This window comes from Frankia nepalensis, assembly GCF_016786325.1.
GTDB classification, from domain to species: domain Bacteria; phylum Actinomycetota; class Actinomycetes; order Frankiales; family Frankiaceae; genus Pseudofrankia; species Pseudofrankia nepalensis.
Map to the genome: position 1 here is coordinate 1 of NZ_JADWYU010000395.1, position 11,865 is coordinate 11,865.

Consider the following 11,865-nt stretch of genomic DNA (forward strand, 5'->3'; position numbering starts at 1 on the left):
GGGTGGGTCGGCGCGGCCGGCCGCGCCGGGGCCGGTGGTGGCGCGGTTCGCGCCGTCCCGGTCGGCGCGGCCGGACGCGGGTTGGGCCCGGGCGGCGCGTAGTACCTGTTGGCGTTCGGCGTACCAGTCAGCGACGGCGCGCTCGAGCAGGGTGTTGGCGTCGTCGGCGAGGTGGACGCGCCCGGCCGCGGCGAGCGTGTCGAGAGCGGCGCGGGTGGCCGGCGCGGTGTCGGCGCGCAGCGCGGCCAGCGCGGCGCGAACCGGGGCCATCGCCGCGCCGGTCTGACGGTGCACCGTCGTCAGCGCGGGGAGGTCGTCGGCGCGGGCGGCCAGGTGGGAGAACCAGCCGCCAGCGGCCACGGAGCCGAGCTGGGCAGGGTCACCGAGCGCGATCATGATGGTGTTGGTGCGGGTGGCGTAGCGCAGCAGCCGTTCGGCGTCGCGGGTGGACACCTGGGTGGCCTCGTCGACGATCAGCACCGCGCCGGGCGGCCACACCTCGGCCGCGGCCTCGACGTTGTCCAGGAGCGTGAGCCAGCTCGCGACGACCCGCGCCGGGATACCGATCCGGTCGGCAAGCTCCTCGGCCTGACGGCCACCGTGCGCGGTCGCCAGGACGGGGTGGCCGGCGGTGGCCAGGATCTGGGCCAGGACGCGCATCGCTTCGGTTTTGCCGGTGCCGGCCGGGCCGACCGCCAGACGGACCAGGTCGCCGCCGCGCAGCAGCCGGCGCACCAGCTCGGCCTGCTCCACTGACAACGCCGGCCCCGAAGCGCCGGGCCGCGGACGGGTGGCGGCCGTCAGCTGGGTCTCGACAACATCCGCGTCGACCAGAAGGCGGGGCGGGCCGCCGGCGGCGACCTGGCCCTGGCGGTACAGGGCGAGCAGGGTGTCCTCGGCAGTGAGCAGGTTCTCGGTGCTGTAGAGCGGTTCGGGTTCGTGGCGGCGCCGGGCACGGGCGGTGTCGTGCAGGACGACGACGCGGCGGTCGCCGAGGAACCGGTCGGCCAGGGTCTCGATGGTCTCGGCGTCGAGCCGGTCGACGGCCCAGCCGGCGACGTGGCGGACCACATCGCGGCGGGTGAACGTGGTGGCGTTCGCGGTCAGCCCGGACGCGCCAGCCAGATGGGTGAACAGCGCTTCGATGTCGTCGCCGGCCACGCTCGCCCGCAACACCGGACGCTCGGCCAGTGTCGGAGCGAGCCCGCGGACCTGCGTCGGGGTCCAGCCGGCGGCGGTCAACCGGCCGAGCTGGACTTGGGTGACCTGCTCGTCGGCGAGGATCTTCTTCGGGGCGCGGGAGCGGAGCTGGGCGGCCGCTGCGGTCGCCCCGGACGGCTCCAGACCGGCGGCGACGAGTTGGGCGAACTCGGCGCTCACCTCACCATGGCGTGTGGAGAACACGGCGAGCAGGTCGGTGGGGAAGCCGGCGATCTCGGCGACCCCGTTACGCGCCGGCTCCCAGACCACGCCCCGGCGCGCCGACAGCTCGTGGCGCAGCACCGCCGCGCCGACGTAACCGGCGGTCTTGACGTCGCGCAACAGCACCTCCCCGTCGACCGTCCGCCACTCCCAACCACCCAGCTCCGCGTCCTCGGAGTCGGCGGGGACGGCGACCACGTTGGCGACGACGTTGTGGACATGCAGGTGGGCCTCGTCGCTGCGCGACACGTCATGCAGATACGACGCCACCGCCAGACCCAGCGCGCGCCGGCTGGTCTCGCGAACCGTGCCGAACGCGGCGTGGCGTTCCAGGTAGCCGATCGTCGCATCCACCGCGACGTCCAACGCCGCTACGACGTCGGCCCGCAGCGCCTCGTCGCCGAACGCCCACAGCAGGCTCACCGACTTCGGCGCCGCGCACACCACGTCATAGCCCAGCACCATCGCCGGCGGCGTCCGCCGCACAAGCCACCGCTCCAACTCGGACCGGCGCACCCGCCACCGCCCATCCGGCCCGCGCACCCCGACCAGCAGGTCGGCCCGCTGCTGACCGCCCGGTGACGCCGCCGACGGGCCGGACTCGCTGTCGTTCGTCGAGGTGACGGAGTCGGCCTGCGCGCCGGCCGTGCTCTTGTCGAAGATGCTCGTGGCCGGTGGGTGGCTGGCCTGGTCTGTGGCGAGGAGTTTGGCGGTGCGACCGACAAGCCGACGCAGATAGTCCGCGCCAACCCCAGCCACCACCGCAGCCTGCGCCAACGTCAACCACTCCCCACCAGCGGCGAGAACGTCCCCCGCCGCCGTAGCGCCACCTCGACCGGCAGCGGGAATGCCCGATCCCGCCGGGCTGGCCTCATCGCCGACGGCGGCCTCGTCGGGCCGCGCGGCCCGGCCGGCCGAGCCGGTCGCGGCCAGCAACGGCCGGCCCGTCACCGCATGCCGCCCCCGCAACAACTGGCCCAGCGCTTCACCGGAGACCGCCCCGTGCAGCCCGACCAGCGCCGCACCCCGCCCACGCGCCCGGCCTGCGGCCTTCTCTCGGGCGTAGTACCGCGTCAACCCGGCCGCCGCCCCCGGCTGCCCGGACTCCACATAGGCAACCACCGCGCGCACCGCCCGGGTGACCTCCCCTGGCCCGCGCGGCCGTACCCGCAACACCCGCACCGTCGCGATCATCAGCCACCGTCCCGCTCGGCTGGTCCGTCCAGCCGAGCCCTCGGGACGGTGCCAGCCAGGGACATCGCGAAGGCCCTCGTACAGGGCATCGCAAAGGTCATCGTGGCAGGTCAGGGCACCCCACGGCGCTCGCTGACGACATCGGGACCCACGTCGCTACCCGCCCGTCGCGGTCGTCTCGAAGTCCAGCACCAGCTGCCTGGAGAACACCGGTTCCTTTCCTCCGGCTGGGAAGCCCGGCCCAGCGGCGTGCCGTGTGCCTGGGCCTGAGCCTGGAGACGCGGGCCTACCCCAACCCGACCTCGACTGCGAGGCCCAGGTCACGCATCCTGACGGACCGTGGAAACGGCTTTGACAGCGCTGCGACGATGATCGTGTGATCCCCGTCCCGCGACCCGGTGTTCAGCCCGCCCGGCTCGTTGACGTCCTCGGCACGCTCGCCACCGATGTGGCGAACCTGCACAGTGGTAGTCCGGGCCGCACCAGCTACGAACGCCTCACCGCCTACCTCGACTGGGCGGAAACAGCATCACGGCAACTGCGCGGCCTGGCGTCTGCGGACGACATCCAGCGGCTTGTGTTCGGCGGCCGGTACCGCGACCTGCTCACGCTTGCCCTGTCAGAGACCATGACAGCCCAGCACGAGCGTGAGCGCTTCCGGCGTTCGACCGCCGAGGCCTATAACCGCCCGGGCGTGGTTTCCCAACACCCGGTTGCCAACGCTCTGCTGTCGAGCGAGCTCGATGAGCAGTCGCGGCTGTTCGAGGAAGCCCGGGACGCCCTGAGCGCGGAGGTGGACCACTGGGGGCGCGTCGGCGCCCTGGCGGTGCTCGACACGTCGTTCTACATCGAAGACGACAAGAAGCTCGAGGACGTCGACTTCGCTCGCCTGCTCGGCCTGCCTGGCAAGGACATCCATCTGATCGTGCCGATGGCAGTGGTCGACGAGCTGGACGGCCTGAAGCGACATGACAAGGCGCGGTGGCGAGCCGTGTACACGCTGGGCGTTCTGGAACGCGTCTGGCGAGACGTCCGAACCCCGCGACTCGGCCAACTCGGTGACGCACCACCAGCCCACGACAACCCAACCAGCGCCCCGGCTGCGGGAGCAGTCACCGTCGGCCTGTTCAGCGACCCGCGTGGCCATATCCGGCTACCGATCATGGATGACGAGATTGTGGACCGCGCCGCGACGGTACAGGCGCTGGCGGGTCTCCCGGTCACGGTCGTCACCTACGACACGGGCATGGCGGCAAGGGCGCGGCAGGTCGGGTTGAAGGTCCTCAAGCTGGCCGAGCCCTTCGGAGACGAACCAGCCAAGGACAGCGGTCGACGGCGCGGTCAGCGAAGTGCGCCGGCTGCACGGGGCGCGGTCTCTCACTCGGCGGCCGTGGGGCAGGGGACCGGACCACAGGGGGAGGCCACACCCCATTCATGATCGCTACGCCATAATCGATCACGCACAACTGAAGACCGGTATCTCGGTCACCAAACTCCTGCGCAGCGGCCCCGGACCGGGTAGCGCACCTCGCTTCCAGGCAGCGGACTGACCCAGGGACACATCGCTGTGCGAATGTGGGTCTCACACGGCCGGGGCCGGCGAGACTGTATTCCCTGGGTCGCCACCGTGATCTCCTTCTCGTGTACGCGAGAAGGCTGCTCGCCGGCCAGCCTACCGCCCATCCTGGTGCCTGATTGTTCCGACTGCTCACACATCTTGCGGTAGCAGCACCGCGTTCACGGCGGCGAGGATGTCGGCCAGGGTGTAGTCGTCGGGCGGGTAGGCCGGCAGCTCCACGTCGAAGCGTCCGAAGATCTCGGACTGGAGCTGCAGGTAGGCCAGCGAGTCCAGACCGATGTCAGAGAAGGTGACATGAAGGTCAGCTGGGCGGTCCTCCAGCAGAAGACCTGCCTGCTCGACGAGGAAGTCGAGGAGATCGTCGGCGGTCAACCGCTGTATCCCTGCCACGGCTTTCTTCGGGGCGTCGATGCGCTGCTTCTCGGCGTACATCGCGATGTCGGCGCGCGCCAGCAGTTCGTCGGCGCTGGCCGCCTGGTCAGGGTAGACGGCTACGCCGATACTCGCTGTCATTTGGATCGTTAGTGTGTCGATCTCCATGTGGTCGCGCAGCGCCGCGCGCACCTGGTCGACGACCAGTTGGGCGCTGGCACGGTCGGTCCGTTCCAGCAGTACGGCGAACTCGTCGCCGCCGAGCCGCGCGAGCGTGTCCCCGGGGCGCAGCGCGGTGGCGATGCGCCGGCTGACCTCGACGAGCACCTTGTCGCCGAAGTGGTGGCCGACCGTGTCGTTGACGGACTTGAACCGGTCAAGGTCGAGCACGAGCAGGGCGAGCGGTTGCCTGGTGTCGGCCGCGCGCGTGACGGCGACGCGCAGCCGCTCGGCCAGCCCTCGACGGTTCAGCTGACCGGTGAGGTCATCCGTCACCACCGCGGACTCGGCGAGCAGGTCCTCGGCACCGAGGATGCCCGCGTCGGCGGCGCGGCGCAGCAGCGGCGCGGCGGCTTGGTGACTGCCCGCCTCGTGTAGCTTGGCGCCTTCCTCGTAGAGGGCATCCTCGGCATCGAGAAGTGCGCTGAGGTCCTGGATGCGGCGCCGTTCCCTCGGGTCCTGGTCGATCTCCCGGCAGAGGTCCGCGAAGCTCCGTCCGGGACGCCTTCCCTCTGTGAATCGAGATTCGTCGTTCATCTGCTAGCACCTCCTCCCGAGCGCCCCCCGGCCTCGTTGACGAGTTTCTCTACGTTCTTCTTCGCGTCGTGGTAGTTGGATTTGACCGTTCCGGGGGTTATCTGGAGCACCCGGGCTGTCTCTTCTACGCTGAAATCCTCAACGGCCCGTAGCCAGAATACCTGCCGTTGTCTCAACGGCAGGTTCCCGACGATGTCGACCGCGGCCCTTCTAATGTCGATATCCGCCAGGGTGTCCGCCGAATCAGGGAGCGCCTGAAGACGGTGCGCTGGGTCGTCAGTCGTGAGCCGCTCCCGCCGCAGCTTCAGGCTCCGCCGCATCAGACGGAACGAGGTCTTGTACCAGTAGGCCCTCGCGTTTTCCGGGCACTGGAGGGTATCCCAGTTCACCAGGAGGATCTTGATGCCGTCATGGACGAAGTCCTCGGCTTCGCCGGGGGGACACCCCTGCGAGACCAGGTACCAGTGCAGGCCCTCCCAGTGCTCGGTGTAGAGCGTCTCCAGGAGAGATCGGTCTGGCTCGTCCTTCTGGACGTCAGGCGAGGTCGCGTCGCGGCGGTCACCCGATGCCGCAGGCCCTTCCAACTGGCTCACCGAACTGCTCCGCCAGCGAGCGATGTCATCGTTGACGGCCCTACCTTTCTGGTCGCGGTTCCTGCAGGTGCCCTTGCGACGGCCCCAGTAGTTCACCTCCTCTGCCGCTCCTTAGGGCTGCCAGCCAGCTGGGAGGTTGGGTCCGGCCGAAAAAATCTTGAAATAGCTTTGCGTGATCAACGCGCTGCCCTCGTGTCTGGACGCGGCACGTCTGGACACGAGGCAGAGCTCTGTGGCTCTGAGCTAGAACAGCGGCCAGTGCATCTGCTGGCCGAGCCAGTGCCAGGCGGCCTCGGCCGGGTAGCTGGCGAGAACCGTCGCGGCGCTGCCGGCGACAAGTCTGCGCGCGGCTCGCGCGAACCGGCGGGCACGGCCCGGTGGCCGCGTACCGGCTGGCGGGGTGCCGTTCTCCTGTTCGGCGCCTGCAGGACGTGCTTGACTCACCTGAGCCGGTCCTTCCGAGGTCGGTGGAATCCCGGATCCCGGTGCGGCACATCTCTTTGGCCGGGACGGCCGCACCGGGGCCGGGAAGGTAACACCGATAAGGGGTTCGACAGGCCCCAAAGGTTGGGTTCCCCTCCGAAAGTCCGGCCCAGTGGGCGGATCGCCGCTGCCGCACGGGGCTTCGCCAGCCGGCCGTGGAGCGCCCCATCCCTCGCTGCTGTCGTTCCCGCTGTCGTTCGATCGCCGGGCCAACGCGGCGAACCAGACCAACGGGCCTGAGCAACCCGCCTGCGGTCCCCGACATGTCTTTGCGGTGCCCGTTGCGGGCGTCGGGAGGTGCCGGGGCATCCACGATGACCTCGCCGAGGTCATCGTGGAGAACATCGCCGCTGGTCGACCGCTCCACGGTGCTGGAGGTCGTGCCGGTGCTGCGCCTGACGCTCGACGACCAGGTGGTCGACGCCCTCACCGACGCCGACGACCTGGAGGCCATCCGCGCCCGCCTTGTGCGCACTCCGCGGCACGAGCGGATCAGTGAGACAACCAGGACGCGCACCATCAAGATCCACTAGGGTTGATGGTGGCGGACCCGATGGTGGGGACCGAGCGGCAAATGTCACGCCCACGGCGCTGTGGTGGACATCGCGGGACCGGAAGCACGGGGGTAGAACATGGACGACGAAGTCGATGTCGACGCGCGGCTGGCTGCGACGGCGCTACCACGGCCGCCGGGTAGTGATCCCGATCGTCAGGCAGCTTGTGCTGTTGGCGCCTGCTGTCGCGGCCACGATCGTCTGGCCGCCGCTGCCGCCCCGTGGCGTCAGTGACTTCGCCGCGGGCGCGTTTGCGGTGCCGCCGGCATTGATCTGTACTTCGGCCGGGTCGCGCGGATGCTCGATCGAGCGCCGCTCATGCCGGCCCGGGTGCGCGTCGCCTACTACGTCCTGGCCTTCCAGCGGCTGGTGCGTGATCGCGAGCTGTCCGACCTGATGCTGTACACGGAAGCGATCAAGGTCCTGTACCTTCTCGCCGACAACGCGCCTCGGCTGCAGCGTGATCTGCGGCGTGACCTCGAGGGCGCCATGCTCGAACGGGCTGTCGGTGAGCTGGCCGCCGCCGCGGCCAGGGACGCGGACGCCACCCGGGTGGACGCTCAGGCCCATTCTCGGTCGGGCAATGGCCGCGATTGAGTCGGTGACCACGTGCTCGGTGGCCGCGATGTCGCGGACCTAGACCTTGCTGACCAGCGAGTCGCTGGTGTCGAACCGCGCGCAGGCCTCGACGTCGACCGTCTCGCGCATGCAGGCCGTGGTGCGCTTGACCTGGCCGCGCTCGCTCTGGTCTCTCCTTGCCCCGCCGGCGCGCACCGCGGGTCGAGGCGAGGCCCCCGTCCTGGCGGATCTACCGGGAGCCGGTCATGACGGACCTCGCGGTGCGAGGGAGCTGGTGACCCCTCGGCCCAGCTTCCGCTTGGTGGCGTGAGACCGGTCTGCGCCAGGGGTGGCAGATCACGGACGGCGGTGTGGACCCTGGTGAGCAGGCTGGTCAAGCCTTGGGCGGCCTGGCCGGCGGCGAGACGGGACGTCAGGAGGCGGGCGTGGCGGTCCGCGACAGCGAGCAGCGCCACGACACTGGTCGCGTCGGCGCCGATCTGCGCGGCGGACACAGCGGCGCGGTGGCGACCGCGCGGGCAGTCATCCGACGCGCGACGGTGGCGAGTTGGTGACAGTCGTCATAACGCACGTCATCAGAAAATGTCTGGAGCCCGGGATCCAACGCGGCGAATCTGTGTCAGAATTTGCTTGTTCGGTATTTTTCTTTAGGCTTTCCAGTCACCCGGTTCAACCACTGATACCTCGGATTCCCCATCTCTAGCCGATTGCCGGGAGAGCGGCCACAGCGCGTAGGCTCGGAGGCGGCGGGTGGAACTGCGAACCCCTCGGGGGTCACCGCGAACCGCGATGCACATATGAGGGTCACGCTTACGCGTGACCCTCGAGGACGTGCCATCCTGCTGGATGCCGTCAGATCCGGACAGCGGATGCGCGGCCTGCTCGGTGCGGGTGTCGGCTGATGCCGCAAGTAGCCGGGGCGCCGTTGTCGGAGATTTGCAGTGCCAGCTGGCGTCTCGGTGGTATCTCGGCGACCTTTTCTGAGTAGCCCGGAGACTAAGCGAGATTGTGAAGTCCGACGGTGCAGCTTGGATAGTTGGGGCAGTAATAAACCTTGTCGATCACCAACGCGGGTCGTGCAGCGGCACGCCTTCACGCGCCAACTCAGGGCCTGTGGAACGATAGTGGCGGTATCCTGGGTCCTCAGAACGATACTTTCCAGCGAAAGTCAAATGGTTTTAGGCCCCTGTATGAATGTGGGAGGCCCAGAGTGAAGGTATGTCCGGGTGGCGGTCTCGGAGCCGACGAGTGGTATTGCTTAGTGCTGTCGCGGGATCGACCGGGTCGGGTTCGGTGAGTGCGCGGTAGAGGTGCTGCGCGTGACGGATCGCGGCTGCGTCACCGACCGGCCAGAGGGTCGCGATGACATGTCTGTACCCGGCGAGTTGGAAAGCGGACGCCACGTGGATCACTTCGTCGGCCAGCTGGGCGGTCGTCTGGGCAGTGGAGCAGGCGGACAGGTAGGCAAGTTCCGCATGCTCCAGGTGCAGGCCGGCGACGTGGGCCGCGGTGAGCGGGCGTTGCCGGTGGTCAGCCAGGAGCAGGTGGCTCTGGGACGGAACACGTGGGTCCACGTGGGCGTGGCATGCGAAATGTGACCACGTGGCAGCTGGTATAGCGCGGAGGACGGCGTCATGGGTAGCCGCCTCTCCAGAGAGAACGGTGACCCTGCCGGGGAACTGCACCTGTAGTGATTCGACTTCAACTTCGGCTCCCGGCAAATTGCTCTCTCCGGGGGTAGATGGCATAGCGATGGCGAGGATCCGTAGGCTGTTGTGGCTTGTACGGCCACTCGTCTGGAGTGCGGATGCGTGGCGCTTCGCGATCGCTAGTGCTCGGATGGTTGGCGTATAGGAACAGATGTACCGGTCGACCACCGTCTTGGGCACCTCGGCGGCTCGGGTGTCGTGATGCCCCGCCATGTGAATAGGCAAGAACGAGAGTAGCCCGGTGGTGCACCACCATAGTCGCGCGCGGCCCGCTGGTCCGTTGTGCTCAACCTCGGGCAGGTTGGCTAGGACGGGGCCAGCAATCACATCCCACAGCCAGGCCAGCGCGTGACTCAGAGTCGTCTCTCCCGCGTTGTGGCCGGTAGCTGACCTGTCGGGGGCATCCGAGTTGGTCATGGCTTGGAGCACCGCGATTACCTGTTCTCGCGCAGAATCAGGCGTCAGACCTGGCAGGGCAATGGGGTCGAGAACTTCAGTCGGCGTGATGATTAGAGCGTGGGAGCCGAACTGTGACACGTTGACGGCGACGACGAACCCTCCCTCCGCAGCTTGAGCGAGTTCGTCGTCGCTAAGAAGCGGGCGCAGAAATCGTTCGAATCCGGATTTTTGTCTTACCTGAGTGAGGCGCCGTGTGAACTCCTGTGATGTTCGTCCCCACTCTTTCTCATATTCATTTGCTTGGCTGTCGCTGACCGGCGTAGGGGAAACCAGGGAGAGCGTAGATTCGATAGTTCTCCGAGGTGGTTGCCGAGAAATTTCCTCCCAGGCCTTGGATAGCTCCTCCGCAAGATCGGAATCATGTTCAGCCAGACGTCGTAGTTCCTCCGCGAAACCAAGTTCCTGGTTAAATATGACGCCCCGCGCCTGTTCCCATAGAACCAGTGCCCGCCTTCGGTCCCCGCTAGCGAGACAGCAGGCGGCCGCGTCGGCGGCGAGGCCGTGGACGGTACCAAGTATGTTCTCCTGGTCCGATCGGCGCAGCGTCGGGGACACGACGACGTAGAGGAGATCGATCGCATCCGTGTATGCGTCGGTGGCCGCCCGCCATTGTTGATCGCGGGCAAGCATCCGTCCGCGACCCACCGCGGCCTGCAGGCGAGTTGACGGCATGGCCGACTCGACCTCGAAAGCTTGTCGGAACGCGTCGACGCTGGCGTCGAAATCTGCGCGGTTCCCGGATTCGGCGAAACGAATACGCAGGTCGTTGCCGAGGTTGCACAGACAGCGCGCGCGTTCAGGGTGCTGCGCTCCGTACTTGGCCGCTGCCTGCTCATTCAAGGCGATCGCGGCCTTGAGGTCCTCGGCTCGGTGAGTCTTCTCCCACCTCAGGCGCACAACGCCAGCCAGGTTTGACAAGTCGCTTCCATAGTCAGGATGCGTGTTCGGTCTGGCGGCGACACCTGCGCTTAGCACGACTACGGCCTCGTCAATGTAGACAAGGTCGTTCGTCATCTGGTATGCCGCTCGGAGTGCATGGCCGAGCCGTGACAGCGATCTCGGGAAGTCGGGATGGGCTGGGTCGGTCGATCGGAGTGATTCACGCGCAAGCGACAACGCCTCCTCCAGGTCGTCAGGATTCGTGTCCCTTTGCGCACGCAACATGAGAGCCGACGTTAAGCAGCCATACTGACGGCTGCGTTCTGGATGATTTGGCGAGCTGATACGCAGTGCTTCTCGGCCTATCGTCACGGCACCGTTCAGGTCGTCGGAGTCGTGTGCGCGCTGGTATCTCATCAGGAACGAACTGCTCAGATTCGTCAGCACGAGCGGACCGGTCGGATCATTCGCCGATAGGAGTGTTGCGCCTTGGCGACCCAAGGCGATCGAATCGTCGAGATCTTCACCGGAGCCGGTGGCTTCGAACCGAAGTGTAAGAAAATGACAGAGGTTCGCCAGACGGATTACGAGTTCGATTGATCCCGCTGGAGTGAGATCCGCTGACTCGCGGCTTCGTCGTATCGCCTCATCCAGATCGGCGAGATCGCCGCTCACGCTGTACCGGCTCGCCAACGCACTGCCAAGGCGCTCAAGGAAGAAACAGGCAGCCGCGGCACCCTCATGATTCGCCTCGAGCGCTGCACGTGTCAGGCGCACGGCGTTCTCTGCGTCGTCCGGTGCCTTGTATCTGTTGAACCGAAGCAAGAACGCCGCCGCAGCGGTAGACAATGCCTCGGTGTGGTTTACGCCATTGGCAGCCGACACGATTGCATCATCTGCTGCCGCGACGGCCGCATCGTGATCTTCCCTGGAGCCTGAGCGCTCTGCGCGTTGACGGAGAGTACAACTCAACGCGATCAAAAGGGCGGCGCGCAGATTGCCGCGGGCTGGCCAACCGAATGCTGACCGCTCGAGAACCTCGATGGCTTCGCGCAGATCGCTTTCCGAGCCACTACGACGATACCGCCACCGCAGCGCTTCGTTCAGTTTCAATACTGCCGTAAGATGCCTAGGATCCAAGTTCTGCACCTGTGCAATGGAGAACCTCAGCTTGTCGATCGCCTGGTCGCAGAGATCGATGTTCTCGTTCTCAGAGCCTGTCCTGAATCTTGACGGGGTTTAGCTGTCGGTGGTCGTTCGTGGTGCCCAGCGGGCGACGGGCTTGC

At 67.5% G+C, this 11,865-nt stretch carries 9 protein-coding genes; 3 read left to right on the forward strand and 6 right to left on the reverse strand.

Annotation, left to right across the window (positions count from 1 at the left end; genetic code table 11):
* A partial coding sequence (gene mobF / locus I6A81_RS42640) for a MobF family relaxase (RefSeq protein WP_203010539.1) occupies positions 1–2,616 on the reverse strand: 2,616 nt, incomplete at its 3' end.
* Positions 2,617–2,992: 376 nt separating this feature from the next.
* Between mobF and I6A81_RS42645 the strand changes: the two genes are divergently transcribed.
* Positions 2,993–4,054 (forward strand): PIN domain-containing protein, encoded by a 1,062-nt coding sequence (locus I6A81_RS42645; RefSeq protein WP_203006927.1) that lies wholly within the window; start codon positions 2,993–2,995, stop codon positions 4,052–4,054.
* Positions 4,055–4,324: 270 nt separating this feature from the next.
* Here I6A81_RS42645 and I6A81_RS42655 read toward each other — a convergent pair whose 3' ends face one another.
* The 3 genes from I6A81_RS42655 to I6A81_RS42665 form a co-directional block, all read right to left on the reverse strand.
* Positions 4,325–5,323 (reverse strand): GGDEF domain-containing protein, encoded by a 999-nt coding sequence (locus tag I6A81_RS42655; RefSeq protein ID WP_238430768.1) that lies wholly within the window; start codon positions 5,321–5,323, stop codon positions 4,325–4,327.
* A complete protein-coding gene (locus tag I6A81_RS42660) occupies positions 5,320–6,012 on the reverse strand; it encodes an RNA polymerase sigma factor (RefSeq protein ID WP_203006928.1) in 693 nt (230 codons plus the stop codon). Before I6A81_RS42660 ends, I6A81_RS42655 begins: the two co-directional genes overlap by 4 nt.
* Positions 6,013–6,159: 147 nt before the next feature.
* Entirely contained in the window at positions 6,160–6,360 is a 201-nt protein-coding gene (locus tag I6A81_RS42665; protein WP_203006929.1) for a hypothetical protein, read from the reverse strand.
* Positions 6,361–6,767: 407 nt separating this feature from the next.
* Here I6A81_RS42665 and I6A81_RS42670 point away from each other — a divergent pair, with 407 nt between their 5' ends.
* On the forward strand, positions 6,768–6,932 hold the full coding sequence (locus I6A81_RS42670) for a hypothetical protein (protein WP_203010540.1): 165 nt from the start codon (positions 6,768–6,770) through the stop codon (positions 6,930–6,932).
* Between the two features lie 318 nt (positions 6,933–7,250).
* Positions 7,251–7,550, forward strand: coding sequence for a hypothetical protein (locus tag I6A81_RS42675; RefSeq protein ID WP_203006931.1), 300 nt, complete (start codon positions 7,251–7,253; stop codon positions 7,548–7,550).
* 39 nt (positions 7,551–7,589) lie between these two features.
* Here I6A81_RS42675 and I6A81_RS42680 read toward each other — a convergent pair whose 3' ends face one another.
* Positions 7,590–7,727: a hypothetical protein gene (locus I6A81_RS42680; protein WP_203006932.1), complete on the reverse strand. Its 138-nt coding sequence runs from the start codon at positions 7,725–7,727 to the stop codon at positions 7,590–7,592.
* A 983-nt stretch (positions 7,728–8,710) separates the two neighbouring features.
* Positions 8,711–11,692 (reverse strand): CHAT domain-containing protein, encoded by a 2,982-nt coding sequence (locus I6A81_RS42685; protein ID WP_203006933.1) that lies wholly within the window; start codon positions 11,690–11,692, stop codon positions 8,711–8,713.
* Positions 11,693–11,865 lie beyond the last annotated feature (173 nt).

Excerpts from the sequence above, each read along its gene's own strand:
- I6A81_RS42675 (WP_203006931.1), top strand. The coding sequence starts at position 7,251 with ATGCTCGATCGAGCGCCGCTCATGCCGGCCCGGGTGCGCGTCGCCTAC.
- I6A81_RS42655 (WP_238430768.1), bottom strand. The coding sequence starts at position 5,323 with ATGAACGACGAATCTCGATTCACAGAGGGAAGGCGTCCCGGACGGAGC.